This window comes from Mesorhizobium sp. P2_E10 (genome assembly GCF_056404235.1).
Window position 1 is genome coordinate 50,665 of sequence record NZ_JBFUEK010000003.1, and the last position, 19,646, is coordinate 70,310.

Genomic DNA, 19,646 nt, shown 5'->3' on the forward strand with positions numbered 1-19,646 from the left:
GACCATGCAGCAAGTTCCCAGCGGCAGAATGATCCCATCTGAATGTCCAATGCTCTATGACAGCAATTCCTTGAAAATACCGTTCCCTGCCAAAAGTGTCTCGTGTGTTCCGTCTTCCACCAATTGACCCGCGTCGAAGACGACAACGCGATCGAACATCACCGCCATTGCCGGATTCGTCACGACCCACACAATTGCCGGCGAATGGCCGTCGCGCCTGGCTTCCTCGAGCACGTTTCGCAGCACCTTATCCTGCATGCGCTGGTCGAGCGCCGACAGCGGCCGGTTGAGAATGAGAAAATCGGGGCGCTTGAGCAGGGCCCGGGCAACATCGAGCTTTTGTCGCTGTCCACCGGTCAGCCGCCTGCCGGCGGAGCCGACGTTGAAGTCCAAGCCGACATCCAGAAGTTCGGCATAAAGCCCCAGTTCGTCAAGAATGTCATAGACGATGGAGCGTATGCGGTCCGGCGCGTCGGGATGGTTGGTGCCCACACGCCCGAACAGGACATTATCCATGACGGTGGCCGCGGCAATGTATTTGGCAGGATCATACCGTTCGACCGCATTTTGCAGTTCGGCCGGCAGGTTTTCATAGAACCGGTTGCGTGCAGCGACGATCTTGCTCATTAACTCGTCGCTCAGCAGACCGAAGCGGTGCCGGGGCTCGATATAGGCAAAGCTCAAGGTGATGATCATGGCGCGATCGTTCTCCGAAACCGCCTCGTGAGGACGGTTCTTGAGCCGTTGCAGCAAGGTTTCGTAGGCGGGTATCTCCTCGGCGCTCATGAAGGCGAGCTGCTGGAAGAACTGATGATCGGGCGGCAGGTCGGCAAACAGCTCGATCGTCTGTTCGGCGATCTCCATGCCCATTTCGTAGAGCGTGCGGTCGAGGCCGGCTTGCCTCAGCACAGAAGCAAAATAGGGGTTGGCCGCCAGGGCCCTGTCGGCCAGTTCGGGGCCAGCGGCAGCGCCGAAGAGCAGGTTTTGGCCGATTGTTGCTTCCTTGTTGTAAGCGCCCGGTTCGAAAGGAACCACCAGTCCGCTCAGCCCTTCGTGTTCCAGCCGGGTTCGCAGCGCCGCACGCAGTTCGACGATCCGCCTGGCAAGCTCCGTGTGACGCGTGAGGTCGGCCGAAGACCGCAAGCCAAGATCCAGAATGTCGCGCGACAGAACAACCGCGTCGAGCGCACGGCGCACGGCTTCAAAGAGGTCGTGTGGGCCGGTAGCGCCGGCGGAAGCATAGTTGATCCAGTCGCTGTGGATATCAAGATCCGGATTGCCCGACCGGCGTGCCTCGTCGACGTTCCAGCGGCGCTGGTCTGCCGCGGCACCGTCATAAGGCACCGATGTCAGCGGCGCATGCTTCAACCCGTAGAGCAGGTTATCGCGGAGGCTTGCCTGGAACAGGAAAACGTCCGACGAGGCATAGGACATGCGCCGGCCGGTCACTGCTTCGGGGAGTTCAAGCAGGTCGTCGGCGCCCGAAGTGACCCTTCCGCTGTCCGGCCAGTGCAGCCGCGCGAAGGCTTCTGCGAGCGCCTCCGCTCCACCTGTTGCGGTACTGACCAGCGCCACGGTCTCACCCGGCTTGATCTGGAGGGAGATCCGGTTGAGGAGCATTGCACCGCCATCGTCTGCTATGGACAGACTGATCGCCGACAGGGGGTTGGTCATCGGATCAGGATCGTCGATCGTCAATGCCCCGATTTTCGGCGCGATGAGACCCTCGACGGTGAACTGTTCAACGACCTGTTGATATTTGACCTGGACATCCTGCCGATCCTGATCCCAGTCGATCAGTTCCTTCATCGGTCCGGGCAGGTCCTTGTAGGCGCCGATCACGGCCACGAGCTGGCCGACGTCCAGCCGGCCCCCGATGACCAGATACCCGCCGATCATGTAGAACAGAAAGGGCGTGAGCTGCGCGAGAAAATTGTTGAGGAACTTCACCATGAATTTCCATTGGTAAAGATCGAAGCGGATCTTGAAGATGAGCCCGAGCCGGGCAGCTATGTCGGCGCGCTCGTAGTTTGATGTATCGTGGACGTGAACCGCGCCGATGCCGTCGACGATTTCGCCAACCCGGCCCGAAAGCGCGCGCGCCGTCAACTGCCGTTGGCGCCCGAGCACGATCAGCCGCCGCCGCATTCGCGGGATGAGCACGATCTGGATCACCACGATCACGACCGCTATCATTCCGAGCCAGACGTTCTGGATCATGATGAACAGCATAGCCGTCAGCGCCTGGCCGCCGAGCAGTACCGGCTGCAGGAAGGCATCGCCGATGAAGCCGCCCAGCGGCTCCACCTCGTCCTTCACCATGGTCGCCACTTCGGCGGATTTCACCCGCTTGAAGTAAACCGGCGGAAAACGCAGCACACGATCGATCAGATCGAAGCGGATACGCCGCAGCATGCGTTCGCCGAGGCGGCCCTTGTAGGTGTTGATGTAGAGTTTGAACAGGCCGTTGATGACGACCAGCAAGAGGAACACGAGGCTCAGGGCAAACAGCGTCTCCGTGCGGTCGAGCTGAAAACCGGAGAAGAATTGCACCTCTCCAATGAACGGCAGGTTGTAGTGCAGCCTCATGAAGGGCAGGGTCGCGCCGGGTTGCTCGAACCCCTTGCCCTGGATTGGGCCGTTGACGATCAGCTTCGGCAGGTCGAAGGACATGAAATACGGGATCATCGAAAGCAAGACGATCATCAATATCCAGATCTGCTGCTTCCTGGTGTGCTTCCAGATATAGCGGGCTAGGCTGGGTTCCATATGCGACTGTGGATCCTTCAGTTGGAAGGATGCAGGGTGCAAAAGCACCTGCCGGCGAATGGCGTATCGGCAATGTCTTCGTCGCCAGCGACACGCTCGAAGCTGCGGTGCATGGAGGACGCCGACGGTCCGGACAGATGCAACCGGCACTCTCCGGCACCGGGCAATGGAGAAGCGGCTAGCAGCATATTCATGTCCGCGGATCAAACAGCCTTGCTGGGGGCAAGATTGCGTTGTGTCGCCCGAAATCCCACCATACAAGACGAATATGATGGATGTCACGCAACCACGCAATGCCGGCATTGACAGGCGCGAGCAAGCCCTGGACCTCACGCGGGGAATTGCAGCCTACGTCAACCATCCTCTCGTGGCCGGGCTGGCGCGCGTCATCGCCAAGCATCCGACGGCCGATATCGCCAACGCCTTCAACCACAAGCAGGTCGCCTGCAAGATGTGGGCGCTCGACAGGCTGTTCGAAAGCTGCGGCGGCCGGTTCGGGCGCATATGGGTTCTGGGTGGATGGTACGGCGTATTGCCGGCAATGCTTTTCAACGACGCCCGCTTCGACATCACGGCGATCGACAGCTTCGACATCGATCCTGCAGTCGGACCGGTCGCCCGAACCCTCAACCGGGAAGCCGGCGACCGCTTCCGGGCGCTGACGGAAGATATGTACGCACTCGACTATGCGGCCGGGCGGCCCGACCTGGTGATCAATACGAGCTGCGAACACATAGCCGACCTGGGCGCATGGCTTGCCCTGCTTCCGCGGGGGACGAATGTGCTGCTGCAATCGAACGATTATTTCAGCGAGCCGACGCACATCAATTGCGTGGCGTCGCTTGCAGCCTTCGAAGCAATGGCGGCGCTACGGGAGGTGCGGTTCTCCGGCGAACTGCCGACAAAAAATTATACGCGCTTCATGCTGATTGGAACTGTTTGATGCATTTCGGCCAAAAGCGCGTAGCGGTTTTGGGACAACGACATGCATTAAAACAAGGACTTGAAGCGCGTCGCACCAATCTCACCAGACGCGACGCGCGTCAGGATCCAGCGTCTGTTTGATCATGAACCTTTCCGAAACCAGGCCGCTTTTAGGGACCATGTTCGATACCGCTCGCGCAGGATTTGCGCCGAGCGACGCGCGCCTTCCAGATCGAGACGATGCGCGGATGGCGTCGGTCCCACAAGCGCCTGTTCGATCGCTTGCGCCAGACCTTCAGGCGTCAGGTCCTTTTCCATCAGCACCATTGCAAGACCGAGTTCTTCGAGCATCAGGGCGCGAACCGTCTGTTCGGTTTCCCCGCCGGCTGCAAAGGGAACGAGCAGGGAGCGACAACCCGCACGCAGGACGTCACAGACCGTGTTGTAGCCGGCCTGCGAGACTGACAGGCGGGCGCCGGTCAGCAGGCTGGCGAAATCCTCGCGAAACCGGAAGATTGACAGGCCCGGCGTGGCGTCGCGTGCAATCGCGTCAACCTCGTCTTTCGGCAGATTTGGGCCGGTGATCAAGCACCATTTCCAAGCGTTGTTGGCATTCCGTGCCGCTGCGATGGTGGAGCTGACAAGGCCCTTTCCGGCAGCCCCGCCGCCAACCGACACCAGAACATCGAAGCGCTCGGGGGCCGCGGGGGGTGGCGGCGCGGCAACTAGCCCTGTGTAGGTGACCTCGGTCCTGATCGTCCCAGCCAGCGGAAATGTCTTGTCGATGGCTACGAAAGCCGGATCGCCATGGACCATAACAAGATCGAAATGCCTGTTGACGAGATCGACCGTTTCCTCGTTTCGGCCCGGCTTGACGCGCTCCTGAAGGATATCACGGACGGACGTCGCCAGCAGCGGTCTGGGCGACGTCGCGTCGATGGCCTCGATCAGCGGCAAGAGTTCGAAACGCATCTGCCGGCGCCCAAAGGGAAACGCCTCGACAATGACGATATCAGGCCTGCAGTCCCGGAATGCCTGCAGCAACATCTCTGAACGCCATTTCTTGAAGTCATCGTCGATGGGTTTGCCCTGCAGGTCGACAAGTCCGGAAAATCCTTCATCGCCGGAGGTGACAGGTGGCAGGGTTACAGATTTTACACCCGGTCCCGGAAACCCCGCGATCGGCGCTCCGCCGGTCACCACGGTTACGTCAAACCCGTCATCGACCAGAGCCGCCGCAATGCGGCTGGCGCGCGCGAGATGGCCAATACCGAGCAGATGCTGGACATAGAAGAAAGCGCGCGGCCGCTTCATTCGGCGGCCCGCCACTCCCGCTCGAACAATTCCTTGAGCTGTCCAATGCTTGCCATATGATCGAAATTGCCGCGCACGCGCGCCTCTGCGGCGTCGCCGAGGCGGGCACGGAGCACGGGATCACGGATCAGGCGCTCCAGCGCCTGTGCCAGGGCAACTGGGTTTTCCGTCGGAACCAGCAGCCCGGTTTCATCCGGCGATAAAAGCTCCGGCACGCCGGAAATATCGGTCGACACGCAGGCAAGCCGCTGGCTAGCCGCCTCCACCAGGACATTCGGCAGACCGTCCCGGTCGCCATCTGCGGTGATCCTGCAGGCCAGGGCGAAGATGTCGGCACTGCGATAGTGCTCAAGCACTTCCTTCTGCGCCAGCGCGCCTTTCCAGGAGACGCGACCCTCCAGTCCGAGCTTTTGCGCTAGCCCCTTGAGCCGTTCCAGTTCCTCGCCGCCGCCGATATGCTCGAAACGCCACGCCAAATCACCAGGCAAGAGGGCGAGAGCCTCCAGCAACGTGTCGTAACCTTTCTTTGCAACGGCGCGCCCGACACTCAGGATGAGGACCGGTTCGTCCGGCGCCGAGCCGTCATGCTGCTTTCGCGCCTCGCCGGAAATGCCGAAGCGATCAAGGTCGAGCCCATGATAGCTCAGATGCACAGACGAGTTGCCGTTAGCGAGTTTTTTCAGACGGTCGAAGCCGGTTTTCGTGCAAGTGACCGTCCAGCGCGCCGAGGCAAGCTTGCCAGCCAGATCCCAGTCCGCCGAAGTCCAGATGTCCTTGGCATGAGCCGAGCAGCTCCAGGGCAGGCCACGAAGCTGGCTGGCATAGCGCGTCACCGATGCCGGCGTGTGCGCGAAATGTGCATGTAGCCAGCCCGCGTCTTTCGGCCATTCGGTCGCCAGCACGAGCGCTTGCCCGAAGCGGCGCACGCGATTGCGCGTAAAGTCGCGGGGGATATCGGCCGCAAGCGATCCGAGCGCGCGCCAGAAGCCCGGCCGCAGCAGACAAGCAAACAGCGAGCGAACCACGCGCAGCGGCTCTTCATGCAGATATTCCGGTAGATAATGGACGGGCGCTTTGATCTCGTCATGCACGGGGTGGCGTTTTGCGTCGGTCGGCCGCCTGAGCGCGAAGATTATCAGGTCGAACCCCGCACGCTCCAGACCGAGCAGTTCCTGCGCGATGAAGGTTTCCGACAGCCGCGGATAGCCCTTCAGAACCACGACGATCTTGCGATGTTGCAACTCAGTTCATGCCTTCAATGACGGAAAGGTGATGGCCGGCCCGCCGGTCGAGCAGTTCCGCGACGATTTCAGAAATATGAGGCAGCCCTTCCAGCGTCAGATGCGGATTGCTCTGCGACGGACGGGGCCGGTCTGGCAGCACCTTCAGTGCATCGGCAAACCGCTGGGAATCCTCGGCTTCTTCCGGCAAAAGCATCTCGATGAGGCCGAGTTCGGCTGCGCGCCGTGCGCGGATCAGTTGTTCCTCGCGGGGCTCGACGCGCGGCACGATCAGCGCCGGCTTGTCGAAAGACAGTATCTCGCAATAGGTGTTGTAACCGCCCATCGCCACTACCGCCTTGGCGCCGGCAATCAGCTCTTCCATGCGGTTGTCGAACTCGATGATCTTGATATAGGGGATCTTGGACCCCTTCCTGAGCAGCTTGTTGCGCTTGCGCGCCGGCATGTAAGGCCCAAGCACGATCAGCGCCCTATGCTGCAACTGCGGATCCTGCTGATAGGCATCGATGACGTCGTGGATCAGATCGGCGCCGTCACCACCGCCACCGGTGGTAACGAGGATATAGTCGCCCTCGGGCCGGTGGCCGGGCAACTCGTTCTTCTGCAGGCTCCGTTGCAGGAAACCGACAAACTTCATCTTTGCCCTGACAGCCGGCGGCACATCCAGGCCGGTCAACGGATCGTAGAAATCCGGCGGACCATAGGCCCAGACCTTGTCGTAGAACAGGCCTATCTTGCGCATCACATCCCTGCGCGCCCACTCTGCTTCGAGCAGATGCGGCGCGTCCATCACCTCGCGCAGGCCAAGCACGAGGGTGGTGCCCCGCGTCTTGAGGTAGGACAGCGTGTCCTCGATCTCACCGCGCAGGCCGAGCGGCTCCTTGTCGACGATGAAGATATCCGGCCTGAAGCTCTCGGCTGTGTGGCGGATGATCGACTGGCGCATCCTTAGCGTCTCATGCAGATCGATATCCTTTTCCAGCGAAGTGTATTCGCCGTTGCGCAACTTGATGACGCTGGGGATCTTCACGAAGTCGACACGTGCGCGGTAGTCAAAGGCGCCAGCGATAGGCGCACCCGAGATGATAAGCACCTGAAGTCCGCGGAAATCCTCGACCAGCGAATGCGCGATCGTCCGGCAGCGCTGCAAGTGGCCGAGCCCGAACGTGTCGTGGCTGTACATGAGAATTCGAGCGTTTTGTACGTGCTGTGTCATTGTTGAACGTCTCTTAGAATTCTCGCATTGAGGACCGTGAGCGACCCGCAGGCTTCGAAACCATCCTGGTCTACCGACCTGTTTTGAAACATGATGGCGCAATTTTCAATTTGTATTACCCAAGGGGTCCAAGGATGACGCACTTCTTGATCGTGCCTTCAGGCTGATCGTCGTCCGCTATACGACGTTCGACGATGTCGTCCAAAAGCTTATTAATCACTCCAAAGGTCGGGTAATCCGAGCCGCCGCTTGACAGCGCCTCGTGGCTGATAGTGGCGCCAGCTATCACCAAATCGAAAGTATCCCGTGGAATGCCCGTCAGATAGGCTTTCTGATTACCTGAGCCCGAAACTGGATGGAATGGCGAATATCGCTCGGCAGGAGCCGGCCGAGACTCCATATTATCGTTTTGGGACGGATCGAACGGCAAAGCGGTGTCCAAAAGGTTGGCAGGGGCCATCCCCTCTTGATTCCAGTTAACTCCTGTCTCTCCGAACTCCATTGGTTTCAGAACGGTGAAGGCGAATTCCGCTATCCCGCCAACATACCTAATTGCTTGATGGGCATAAAGGACAAGGTCGCCAGGCGTCGCACGGCGCATATTGTTGTAGAACTCACGTCGCGCGCCATTGCTCTCGGTCTTGGGGGACCAAAGGTGCTGCCCATCAATCTCTTGACGTGCGGTCCGATTATGATTCACCCACCAGAGCTGAGCCATCTATCGCCCAGCCTAGCCGGAAATTCGGCAGGAATCGAGTGGATGCCAGCGTTCAAAACACACCGCCTGCAGTAGGGTGTGTGCAACACCGTTTGCCTGTCGATCGCAGACGTGCGTGGTTTGGCGTGCTTGCACTTGCAGGCCTCAACCCGAGACGAGTTCGGCAAGTTCTTCGGCTGCTTCATTGATACCGTGTGCAGCCGCTCGCTCGAGCCAAAGGCGACCGGCCGCTGGGTCGCTCTCCCCGGCGAGACCTTTGGAGAGATAGCGCCCGAGCATGAGTTGGGCTTGGCCATGCCCACGCTCGGCGGCGGCGACGAACCATTTCTGCGCCGCCGTCTGGTCGATCGGCAGGCCATGGCCGGCTGCGTACAGCGCACCAAGTGCAAACATCGCCCCGGCGTGGCCGTCGGCGGCTGCCCCCTGGAACAGCTGCACTGCGGTGTCTGGTGCGCGTGTGCCCCCGCGCCCGTTGAGCAGCATCTCGGCAAGCGCCACCTGCGCGTCCAGCACGCCGCCATTGGCCGCCCGGGCAAACCACAGACGGGCCTGCGTTGGGTCGGCCGCCACGCCGCGTCCATCCTGTAGGAGGCGGGCATACATGTACTGCGCCTCGGCGACGCCCTCGGCCGCGCGCCTCAGCCATTGAGCCGCCTGCCCCTCGTCCTGGCGGACGCCAACCCCATTGGTGAAGCAGAGCCCAAGATTGAATGCCGCGATCAGGTCGCCCGATGATGCGGCCGCCTCGAACCATCCGGCAACGCTTGCGCGGTCGTCCGGCTCGCCGGCTCCGCCGAGGACGAGATTGGCGAGGTCGATCTGTGCTTCCTGATTGCCGTGATTTGCGGCAGCGCGCAGCCAGCGCGCCCCCTCTTGGACGTCCTCGGCTACGCCGTTCCCCGTCAGGTAGAGAGATGCCAAAGCGCGGGCTGCGGCTTGGTGACCCGCTTCGGCCGCCCGCCGATACCAGTTTGCGGCTTCTGCAAAATCCGGCCGCTGCGTCTTCACATAACGATCGCCAAGGAGATAGGCTGCTTCGATATTGCCGGCCAAGGCGGCACGTCGCATCCAGGCCTCTCCGGCAATGATATCTTGGTCAACGAGTCCACCATCAATAAGTGCTAATCCCAACCGGAACTGGGCGGAGGGAAGGCCCTTCTCTGCAGCAGCCTGATACAGTCGGGCGGCTGCAGCCATGTCGCGTACCACGCCGAGTCCGTGCTCGGTAAGGACCGCCATAAGATAGGTAGCGGTCGGCAAGCCGGCGTCGGCAGCGCGTCTTACCTCGACCGCAATCCTGACCCGATCTTCGCGATTGCCACGCCGGGCGAGTGACAGGGCAAGGCCGAGACACCCTTCGGCGCAGCCAGCCAAAGCCGACTTCTCGTACCAGCGGTGCGCCGCATCTGCATTGCGCATCGGTTTGGGGCCGCTGGTAAGGATGTAACCGAGGATCGCCTGTCCGGTTGCCGAGCCCGCCTCGGCCGCCCTGGTTGCAAAGTCGAACGCGGCCGTGAAGTCTGGTTTGCCCGAGGAATCCGGTTTGAACAATTGCGTCGATTCGGCGCCCGTGCCATCAGCTTCCTTGGTCACCAGCCCGGTCAGGTAGAGAGCGGCGAGGAGCGCTTGCGCATCGGCGCTCCCGTGGTTGGCTGCCCGCAGCAGCCATCGCGCACCTTCCATACGGCTCGGCGGCACACCCGAGCCTTCGAGATAGCAACGCGCGACCCGGTACTCGGCGTCGACGATCCCCGCGCGCGCCGCTACCGCCATCAGCGGAAAGGCTTCAGCGGGCTTGCCGCCGTCAGCGAGCTGGATCGCCCGGCGCAACGCTGCCGCCGGGGAGGCCAGACCAGTCAGCCGATTTAGGATTGTCATCGATCCAGGCCTCTGATTCATCAGTACTCTATGGCTCCCGCATCGCCTCCTGGCCGATCGGGAGCATCACACCGAGAATGTACTTGAGCACTGTGCGCCGGCCGACCTTTACGTCGGCGGTCACCGGCATACCGGGGCTGACGGTGAAACCGGCAGGCACGCCGTGGAGGGCGACCTGGTCGATGGAAATTCGCGTGCGGTAGAACGGTTCGGCGTCCGAAGGCAGCATGGCCAGGGAGCTGTTCGGATCGCGAGCCTGGTCCTGCGCAGAGAAGGAATCAGGGCTGAGCGTCCGCACGGTGCCATGAGCGAGGCCGTATTGCGAATAGGCGAAGGTGTCGAACTTGATGACCACCGGGTCGCCGACATGCACAAAGCCGCTGCTGCGGCCGACGATGTTTGTCTCGATCTCAAGCGGCGCGTTGGCCGGCACCAGCGTAATCAATCGCTCGCCGGACTGCAGGACCGAACCGACCGAGACCTTGGCCACGGATTGAACGATGGCGTCTACTTCGCTCTTCAACTCGACCAACTGCTTGCGCAGCTTTGCCTTGTTGAGAAGTTCGCGGGCGTCGGACATCCGCGAGCTCGCCTCCGAAAGACTCTGCGAAACATCCGCTCGCCAACCTTGAATGTAGCCGTTGCGCTCTGCGGCCACCGCCGCCTGCTGGAGCTTCGCGGCTTCTGCAGTCTGCTCGGCATTGCCGAGCGCCCTGGACATTTCCGCGCGATTGTCCTCGGCGAGCAGTGTGTTGAGGCGGCTGCCCACCTGTCTTGCTTCGAGCTGCCTGCGCATCTCTTCGATCGAGCCCGCGACCGCGAGCCGCTGGCGGTAGCCATCGGCATCCGATAGCGAACGCGAGATTACGGAACTGAGTTCGTCGCGCTGGCGGTCGAAATTTTCCACCTTGGCGTCGTAGACCGCCTTGCGGCGCTCAAAGATCGATGCCTGCAGGGTCCAGCTTGGGTCGAGACCGTCATAGTTGAAGGTCTGGCCATCGGCTTCCGCCTTCAGCCGCGCCACTTCGGCTTCAAGCGCCGAAACCTGCATCGCAAGCGCCGCCAGGTCCGCTGAAGCAAAGGTAGCATCGAGGCGAGCAAGCACTTGACCGGCCTGCACGTGCTGACCTTCACGGACATCGATCGAGCGCACGATCGCGGTCTCTAGCGGCTGCACGACGATGTTGGGCGATTTTGACACCACGAGCCCTCTGGCCGTCACAACCTGATCGACGGGTATCAGTCCTGCCAGGGCGATCAGCGCGATGACCAGGCTCGTAATGATCCAGACGATGCCGCGCGCCGCCTGCGGAATGGGCGCATTGGCGACAGCCGTCGACGGCCACTGGAACTCGAGTATGGCTGGCATCGTCGGGTCCCTCGTTTCCATCCGATGCCGCCGAGCGGGGAGGGTGGTGAGCGAGGTACTACTCATGGGTTACCTGACCTGAAGCGCAAATGAGCCGCAGCATCGTCAAACCAACCGCGGCGGGATGGCGACCGGGCGGCCGCGGCGGCCGTCGAGGTGCCGGTTCTGCTGCGACCACAGCTGGCGATAGAGCGCGCATCGTTCGAGCAGCGTCGCGTGCGGCGCGACGTCGAGGACCTTGCCCTGATCCATGACCAGAATATTGTCGCATTCGGTCAACGAGGAGAGCCGGTGCGAAACGATGATCATGGTGCGCCCGCTGGCGATGCGCATGAGGTTGGCGCTGACCACGGCCTCGCTCTCCGGGTCGAGTGCGCTAGTCGCTTCGTCGAGGATGAGGATGGTCGGATCGTGGATGAGGGCGCGCGCGATCGCCAGCCGCTGTTTTTGACCGCCTGACAAATTGGGCGAACCTTCCTCGATGTAGGTGTCATAGCCATTCGGCATACGCTCGATGAATTCCTGGGCGCCGGCGAGGTGCGCGGCACGCATGGCGTCGGAAAGCGTTAGGCCTGCGCGTCCGGCGATAATGTTGTCGCGGATCGATCCGCGGAACAGAAAGTTGTCCTGGAGAACCACGCCGAGTCCTTGGCGAAGATGGCGCAGGTTGATTTCCTTGAGGTCGACGCCGTCAAGCTTGAGGAAGCCGCTGTAGTCGCGGTTGATCCCCTGCAGGAGGCGCGCGATTGTCGATTTTCCCGACCCGCTGCGCCCAACAATGCCAAACATGCTCCCGGCTGGGATGTGGAAGCTGACTCGGTCGAGCGCCGGTGTCTTGGTACCGATATAGCTGAAGGTCAGGTCGCTGAACGCGACCTGGCCGACAAGCCTGGGTCTCAGGCCGGTGGAATTTGAACTGCTCTCCAGCGGCCGGTTGAGGACCGACGCTGCCTCCCCGATCGCTGCACCGACCTCCTCGTAGTCCTCAACCAGTCGCGCCAGGCCGACCAGCGGCTGCGCCACGCGCTGGGAGATCATCATGAAGGCGAACAGGCTGCCGACCATATAGCCCGAACGGTCGTTCAGCGCGAGATAGGCGCCGATCAGCATGGTGCCGAGCACCATCACACGTTCGATCGGCGTGACCAGGGTCTGCGGCCAGTTGGCGAGCTGTCCGAAGGCGAGACGAGCCTTTCCCGCTTCCGCCACCCGCTCATCCCAGAGCGCCTTACGCTGCGGCTCAAGGCCAAGCGCCTTCACCGTCTTGATTCCGACGACAGTCTCGCCGAGCGCCGCCGACTTCCAGGTCTCGGCTTCGACCACCCTCTGGTATCTCCGGCGCAGCGGTCGGAGATAGGCCAGGATGATCAGCATGATCACGACCGCGCAGGCCAGCACCACCCAGGCGAGGGTGGCGTTGATGTAGAACATGACCGGTACCAGCACGCAGAGCGTGATCAGATCCAGGAACGTGCTGAGGAGTTTTCCGGTCAGGAATTCGCGGATACGATAGACTTGGGCCAGATGATACATCGTTTCGCCGGCCGGATGGCGCTCGAAATAGTCGAGCGGCAGGCGCAGCAGCCGACTGAAGACGTGCAGTTGCAGCTTGGTGTCCAGACGGGCGCCGACGACGTTGATGATCAGTCGCCGCGCATGGCCAAGAAGTGTCTCGTAGGCGAAGACCACGGCGATCACCGCAGACAAGAGCACCAACGTCGAGATGCTGTTGAACTGCAGCACCTTGTTGACCAGCGTCATGACGATGAGCGGCGGCAAGATGGTAAGGACACTCAGCGTGAACGAGGCAATGGCGATGTCGCGCAGGGGCCGGCTTTCCAGCCGCACCAGCTCGGCGAGCCAATGAAGAGTAAAAGGCGCATCCGCCGCCACATGGGACCGTGTCGCGCGCAGCAGCACCGCCTCGCCGGTCCACGCCTGCGACAGCCGCAGCTCATCGATGGCAATAGCCTCACCATCGTCTGGCGCGTCAGCGCTTTTGAGGAAGACGACGTTCCGCTCGGCACTCGCCCCGGTGAGCAGACCAGCGCCGCCATCGCTGAACAACAGGACGACCGGTCCGGTGTCCTGGAAGCGCAAAAGGTGGGACCAGCGGATGCGGACGGCGCGCGACCACATGCCGGCGTTCTGCGCCCACTCGGAGAGATCGGCGGCGGTCGGAATCGCGCTCGCTGCCCTGAATTCGTTGGGATCGAGTTCAACGCCGTGATAACGCGCGGCCCGCAACACCGCCTTGAGCCGCGGCCCGACCTGGTCGAGCTCGGCAGGGCCGCCAGGGGCTCGCGCGGCTGCGTTCTGGCCGCTCGCCTGGTCCGCTACGGTCTCGACTTCGGTGCCCGCGCGGATCGAGACTGGCGAGTTTTCGGGGTTTGCGGGGACGTTCACCATGGACTTCTCATCCGGTACGCGGGGCGAGGTTCAACAATGGCCGGGCCGAGGCGTTTCCGCCGAGGTTTCCGGCAATGCCCCATCGTACTCCGAACTGATCGGCCGCGCGACTCTCATGCCACCCCCTGTTTCGAGATGATGAACGCGCGGGCCTCGCTTTCCAGCGAAGCCCGCGCGCGCTTTTCAAACCTGGACCAATCTCCGTGCGTGGCCCATTCAACAATCCTGCTCACTCATGCGGCTTCAAGAGATCCTTCAGGGTCGTCTTGACGGTGTGATCGTTGTTGGCGTAGCCGGCGCCAGGCTTCGTGTGGTCGGAGGTGAGATCCGTGCTCGCCCCCGACGGCTTGTTCTGGTTCTGACCTCCGCTGATCGTCTTGAGGACGTTGAGCAGGTCTGTCGTTACCGACGTGGCCGCCAGGCCGACCAGGTTGCGGAACGACGCATGGTTGCCGGGATCACCGTTACCGTCGGTCGAGCCCGACTGCAGGAATTTCGCAGTGTCCTTGAGGCCGAGCGAGTCGGATGTGACCTTGGCGTGGTTGTGACCAGGACCGTTTTCTGCATTGTTATTGTTCCCGGAACCACCAGGTGCATCCTGATCTCCGTTGCCAAAGCCGTTATTGCCATGGCCCTGGTCACCTGTGTCACCGCCGCCCGAGCCCGTCGCTCCGGTCGCACCTGTCGCACCAGCCGAGCCTGTGGCGCCGGTCGAGCCAGTCGCACCTGTCGAACCAGTAGCGCCGGTCGAACCGGTGGCTCCGGTAGAGCCCGTTGCACCAGTGTCGCCAGTCGCTCCAGTCGAACCGGTCGCTCCGGTATCGCCGGTCGCACCCGTGGCTCCAGTCGAACCGGTTGCGCCGGTTGCGCCGGTCGAACCCGTTGCGCCGGTCGAACCCGTTGCACCCGTATCGCCGGTCGCGCCTGTGGCACCCGTGGCTCCGGTCGAACCGGTTGCGCCAGTTGCACCCGTAGCTCCCGTCGAACCCGTTGCTCCGGTATCACCAGTTGCGCCAGTCGAGCCTGTCGCTCCGGTGGAGCCAGTGGCTCCGGTCGAGCCTGTTGCTCCAGTCGATCCGGTCGCTCCGGTCGCTCCGGTCGAGCCAGTCGATCCGGTTGCACCAGTCGAGCCAGTCGCTCCGGTCGAGCCGGTTGCACCAGTCGAGCCGGTCGAGCCGGTCGCTCCGGTCGAGCCAGTCGCACCAGTTGAGCCGGTCGCTCCGGTCGCTCCGGTCGAGCCCGTTGCTCCGGTCGAGCCAGTCGCACCAGTCGCACCAGTCGAGCCAGTCGCTCCGGTCGAGCCGGTGGCGCCGGTCGAGCCGGTGGCACCAGTCGAGCCAGTCGCTCCGGTCGAGCCTGTTGCTCCAGTCGATCCGGTCGCTCCGGTCGATCCGGTCGAGCCAGTCGCTCCAGTTGCACCAGTCGAGCCAGTCGCTCCGGTCGAGCCGGTTGCTCCGGTCGAACCCGTCGCTCCAGTCGAGCCCGTTGCACCAGTCGAGCCAGTTGCGCCAGTCGAGCCTGTTGCTCCAGTCGATCCGGTCGCGCCGGTTGCTCCGGTTGCACCAGTCGAGCCAGTCGCTCCAGTCGAGCCAGTCGCTCCGGTCGAGCCAGTCGCACCAGTCGCTCCGGTCGAGCCGGTGGCGCCGGTCGAGCCGGTGGCACCAGTCGAGCCGGTTGCTCCGGTCGAGCCTGTTGCACCAGTCGAGCCAGTCGCTCCGGTCGAGCCGGTGGCGCCGGTCGAGCCGGTGGAACCAGTCGAGCCGGTTGCTCCGGTCGAGCCTGTTGCTCCAGTCGAGCCAGTCGCTCCGGTCGAGCCGGTTGCTCCGGTCGAGCCGGTGGCGCCGGTCGAGCCAGTCGCACCGGTCGAGCCGGTGGCACCAGTCGAGCCAGTTGCACCCGTCGAGCCGGTTGCTCCAGTCGAGCCAGTCGCTCCGGTCGAACCCGTTGCGCCTGTGGAGCCTGTTGCACCGGTCGAGCCGGTTGCGCCGGTAGAGCCTGTGGCACCGGTCGAGCCGGTTGTTCCGGTCGAGCCTGTGGCACCGGTTGAGCCGGTTGCTCCAGTCGAGCCCGTAGCTCCGGTATCACCAGTCGCACCAGTAGAGCCGGTTGCTCCAGTTGAACCAGTCGCACCGGTCGAGCCTGTCGCACCGGTTGAGCCGGTTGCTCCAGTCGAGCCAGTGGCACCGGTCGAGCCGGTTGCGCCGGTAGAGCCTGTCGCACCGGTTGAGCCGGTTGCTCCAGTCGAACCTGTGGCACCGGTTGAGCCAGTTGCTCCAGTCGAGCCCGTCGCTCCGGTATCACCCGTGGCGCCTGTCGAGCCGGTTGCCCCTGTCGAGCCAGTTGCACCTGTGGCTCCCGTTGCGCCAGTCGAGCCTGTCGCTCCGGTATCGCCCGTGGCGCCTGTCGAGCCGGTTGCCCCTGTCGAGCCAGTTGCACCTGTGGCTCCCGTTGCGCCAGTCGAGCCTGTCGCTCCGGTATCACCAGTCGCACCAGTTGAGCCGGTTGCTCCAGTCGACCCAGTCGCACCGGTAGAGCCGGTCGCACCCGTTGCTCCGGTATCGCCGGTCGAACCGGTTGCGCCCGTATCACCGGTGGCACCAGTCGATCCCGTCGCACCGGTCGAACCTGTGGCACCCGTATCGCCGGTCGCACCTGTGGCTCCGGTGGCACCAGTCGAGCCGGTCGCGCCTGTGGAGCCTGTTGCACCGCTCGCTCCGGTCGCACCTGTGGCGCCAGACGAACCTGTGGCACCCGTATCGCCAGTCGCACCCGTGGCTCCGGTTGCACCAGTAGAGCCTGTTGCACCACTCGCTCCGGTCGCGCCGGTATCGCCGGTTGCTCCGGTCGAGCCAGTTGCGCCTGTGGCACCCGTCGAGCCGCTCGCGCCAGTGGAGCCTGTAGCGCCTGTAGCGCCTGTTGCTCCAGTAGCACCCGTTGCACCTGTGGCGCCGGTCGCGCCTGTGGCGCCGGTCGCACCGGTCCCACCTGAAGCGCCCGTGGCACCTGTGGCGCCGGTCGCACCAGTAGCGCCCGTCGCCCCCGCCGGACCCGTCGGGCCTACGGTACCGCTACTTGCAAGGCTCAGGGTTCCCCCATCGAACTTATTGCCGCCATTGCTGGTGCCGCCAGTTCCATTGGCCGGACCGGGGTCAAAATCATAAGAAGTAACTGGATGTACAGGATAATCCGCCGGGATATTTGGAGTAAGCGTACCTACAAGGCCGAAATTCGCATTATATATGACATATGTATCAAGTGTATTTGGAATAGTTATCGTTGCATTAAACTCAAAAACTAGTCCATTTTGCGCAGACGGTAGAGAGAATGTTCCAACAACAGTGTCTGGGTCAAGTGATGTATCAACAAGATAATAGGTGTTTATAGATTTGCTACCGCCAGTGGCAGTTATCTCGCCAGTTATTGTCAAGTCACCTGAATCAAGCACCAAAATGTACTTTTCAACCCCGTCGGCGGTCAGTGGCGGCAAAGAGGCAGGCACGCTCGCCCGTGCAGTTAGCTCCCAAGCGCCGCCCAGAGCGGCCGCGCCAACCAGCGATCTGGATGCGCCGACGTCCGCGCCAACGGCCGCTTCCAATGCCGCTACGAAGGCCTCGCCCGCATTCCCCAATGCCGTCCGGCAGCTCCACAGCCGCAGCTCGCCGTCCGCGGCAAGCGCCCGGCCGATTGCGGCAAGATCCTCGGCCTCTTCCTTCAATGTGGCCGATGACCACTCCCCTGCAGTGAAGCTGACCCGGCCAGGCGTGCCGTGTGCGATGACGTGCACCGCATCGAGGCCATGGTGCCCTGCGAGCGCGGCAGCGATCTGCTGCGCCGCCGGTCGGCGGACGTCCAGCACAATTGCTTGGACTTCTGGCCTCAGGTTGCCGAGAACCGTCTGGAGGTCGGAGACTGAAGGGTCGACAAAAAGAATTTCAGAGGCGCGGGCCATGACTGGCTCCTGTTGGCTTCGAATTCGTTTTCAAGGGAAAACCGCCCACCGGGTTGGCCGGCGAGCGGTCAGGACAAGGAGCTTGGGCGCAATCATCGTCCAGACGGCCCGACGGCGCCGCCGGGACGTGCAACAGTGGGGCTCTCTACGCGAAGGAAGCTGCAGGCCTGGAAAGTCCCGCCATCGTCAAACGTGCCAATCGCTAATGAGCCGGCCGCGGCCGGAACCTTGACGGTGACAGCGACGGCGAGGCTTCGTTTGACGGCCTTGGGAAGAATGACCTGACCGACGATGGCGCTCTTGGCCGTGTCCAGGATAAAATAAGGCACATTTTCGGTCGTGTCGCCGATGGGCAAGACGCCTCTAACGGCAACTTCCATGACCGCAAACCCTGCTATGTAGCTCATCGTGTGCTCCTTGGCCGGCGGCCGCGCCGCGTTTGTCTTGTTTCGTGTCCTAGGGTTTCAATCGCTGCCGAGCGCCCGCGCTCGCTGATGCGGGTCGCAGCTTCTACCGGCGCTCGAGCCGCGCGCATCGGCGCTTCGATAAAGTGCTGACCCGGGCTGCCGGCATATCCGCGAACCAATCGGCGCCGCGCAGGGCGACGAGACGCGCGCGCAAGGCTTGACGGCCTCTTCGTGCCTCTCGACCGAACGGCGTCCGGCTTGTCTTCACTGAGGTGAGTGCGGAGTTCGCAGGCGCCCGGCTGCCCGTAGGGCGCCGAGGTATACCCATCAAGCGCCAGGCAATCTTTGCTGGCGGCCAGGTGCGGATAATTGAGGGATTGATTGAAGCGGAAACCTGCGTCGCGGGCGCATCGCTTCTCACTTGGTATCACACCAACCACAGCCAACTCCCAACACGCAACTTTCAAGGGAATCGACTACTTGCGAGGGAACATCAGGTTGGGAAAACGCCGGCCTTGAGTTCAAGGCAGTACGACGTCTTCTTTGCACGCCACCAAACACTCTCTGCGCCCTCACGCACGAAGTGGCTTGCTCCTGGATACTCTCCTGGCTTCGCAGACTGCGCGGACCGACAGGCCTTCGGCCCGGTCCACGGCTACCCTCCCAGACACATAAGACATTAGTAAATTATAAAATTAGCAACTTGTAAATAACCTGTTTACAATTTGTTAACTACCCAACCAAGACTAACTACCTTGGCAAACATCGAGATGGCGCGCATGCGGCCAAATGCATTGAAAAATCCGGGGCTTAAAGATGCTCCACCTTCGTTGGTAACGAAACCTTGATATCGCGGCGGGGTTTTTGCGTGAGCGATTGACCCGATTGGAAGGGTTGTTCGCCCCCCTTCGTCCAAGGCGACCGCGAGACCTTGCTGCGGTGGAAAGTGCTGGCTAACAATGGATAGCGCTGAGGTCGCGTTTGCAAAGGAAGGGATGAGCGATACTTTGCAACAAAGGTCATGCAAAATGGCCAAGGCAGGGGGTAATGGACATGGGGCATGAAGGTCGGACACGTCCGCATCGGAACGGATCGCTGTCCCAAATGACACCCGGCCACAAATGTGACCGCCTCAGCCCGCAGTCCTGCGGAAAGCCGATAGTCAGCACATGACAAGCGGCAAGCGCCTCTGCCTCAACATGATCGTCAAGAACGAGATGGCGAACCTTCAACGCTGTCTCGGGGCGGTTGTCGACCACATCGACTGCTGGGTCATCGGCGACACCGGCTCGACCGACGGAACCCAGGATTTCATCAAGGCGTTCTTTGCCGTCCACAACCTGCCTGGCGAGCTGCATGAGTTTCCGTTCCACAATTTCGAGCAGGCCCGCAACGCGGCGCTCGATCACGCCTATGCCTCGCCGCTCGCCTATGACTATCTGCTGTTCGACG

Annotated in this window: 11 protein-coding genes and 2 pseudogenes; 3 read left to right on the forward strand and 10 right to left on the reverse strand. The window is 62.3% G+C overall.

Going from position 1 to position 19,646, the window contains the following annotated elements:
* Window positions 1–54: 54 nt before the first annotated feature.
* A complete protein-coding gene (locus tag AC1D0N_RS09305; protein ID WP_477243168.1) occupies window positions 55–2,769 on the reverse strand; it encodes an ABC transporter transmembrane domain-containing protein in 2,715 nt (904 codons plus the stop codon).
* A 268-nt stretch (window positions 2,770–3,037) separates the two neighbouring features.
* Between AC1D0N_RS09305 and AC1D0N_RS09310 the strand changes: the two genes are divergently transcribed.
* Window positions 3,038–3,712, forward strand: a complete 675-nt coding sequence (locus tag AC1D0N_RS09310; protein WP_477243992.1) for a class I SAM-dependent methyltransferase — start codon at window positions 3,038–3,040, stop codon at window positions 3,710–3,712.
* Between the two features lie 122 nt (window positions 3,713–3,834).
* Here the strand turns inward: AC1D0N_RS09310 and AC1D0N_RS09315 are convergent, their stop codons facing one another.
* The 7 genes from AC1D0N_RS09315 to AC1D0N_RS09345 all read right to left on the reverse strand — a co-directional run bounded on the left by AC1D0N_RS09315 (window position 3,835) and on the right by AC1D0N_RS09345 (window position 13,838).
* Window positions 3,835–5,007 (reverse strand): glycosyltransferase family protein, encoded by a 1,173-nt coding sequence (locus tag AC1D0N_RS09315; protein WP_477243169.1) that lies wholly within the window; start codon window positions 5,005–5,007, stop codon window positions 3,835–3,837.
* Window positions 5,004–6,248, reverse strand: a complete 1,245-nt coding sequence (locus AC1D0N_RS09320; RefSeq protein ID WP_477243170.1) for a glycosyltransferase — start codon at window positions 6,246–6,248, stop codon at window positions 5,004–5,006. The genes AC1D0N_RS09315 and AC1D0N_RS09320 overlap by 4 nt, the downstream gene beginning before the upstream one ends.
* Before the next feature lies 1 nt (window position 6,249).
* Window positions 6,250–7,464: a glycosyltransferase family protein gene (locus AC1D0N_RS09325; RefSeq protein ID WP_477243171.1), complete on the reverse strand. Its 1,215-nt coding sequence runs from the start codon at window positions 7,462–7,464 to the stop codon at window positions 6,250–6,252.
* A 115-nt stretch (window positions 7,465–7,579) separates the two neighbouring features.
* The gene (locus tag AC1D0N_RS09330; protein WP_477243172.1) at window positions 7,580–8,182 is read right to left on the reverse strand and encodes a hypothetical protein; all 603 of its coding nucleotides are present in this window, start codon (window positions 8,180–8,182) and stop codon (window positions 7,580–7,582) included.
* Window positions 8,183–8,326: 144 nt separating this feature from the next.
* Window positions 8,327–10,012 carry a tetratricopeptide repeat protein gene (locus AC1D0N_RS09335; protein WP_477243173.1) on the reverse strand — a complete coding sequence of 562 codons (1,686 nt, stop codon included), beginning with the start codon at window positions 10,010–10,012 and terminating at the stop codon, window positions 8,327–8,329.
* A 76-nt stretch (window positions 10,013–10,088) separates the two neighbouring features.
* Window positions 10,089–11,429 (reverse strand): HlyD family type I secretion periplasmic adaptor subunit, encoded by a 1,341-nt coding sequence (locus AC1D0N_RS09340; RefSeq protein ID WP_477243174.1) that lies wholly within the window; start codon window positions 11,427–11,429, stop codon window positions 10,089–10,091.
* 105 nt (window positions 11,430–11,534) lie between these two features.
* Window positions 11,535–13,838, reverse strand: coding sequence for a peptidase domain-containing ABC transporter (locus AC1D0N_RS09345; RefSeq protein WP_477243175.1), 2,304 nt, complete (start codon window positions 13,836–13,838; stop codon window positions 11,535–11,537).
* Window positions 13,839–14,674: 836 nt separating this feature from the next.
* Between AC1D0N_RS09345 and AC1D0N_RS09350 the strand changes: the two genes are divergently transcribed.
* Window positions 14,675–16,999, forward strand: coding sequence for a hypothetical protein (locus tag AC1D0N_RS09350; RefSeq protein ID WP_477243176.1), 2,325 nt, complete (start codon window positions 14,675–14,677; stop codon window positions 16,997–16,999).
* Window positions 17,000–17,301: 302 nt separating this feature from the next.
* On the opposite strand, the pseudogene AC1D0N_RS09355 reads toward AC1D0N_RS09350, so the two are convergent.
* A pseudogene (locus AC1D0N_RS09355) lies at window positions 17,302–17,787 on the reverse strand (DUF4347 domain-containing protein); the annotation flags it as partial.
* A gap of 92 nt (window positions 17,788–17,879) precedes the next feature.
* Entirely contained in the window at window positions 17,880–18,194 is a 315-nt protein-coding gene (locus AC1D0N_RS09360; protein WP_477243177.1) for a hypothetical protein, read from the reverse strand.
* Window positions 18,195–19,411: 1,217 nt separating this feature from the next.
* Between AC1D0N_RS09360 and AC1D0N_RS09365 the strand changes: the two are divergent.
* A pseudogene (locus AC1D0N_RS09365) lies at window positions 19,412–19,606 on the forward strand (glycosyl transferase); the annotation flags it as partial.
* Window positions 19,607–19,646: the final 40 nt, after the last annotated feature.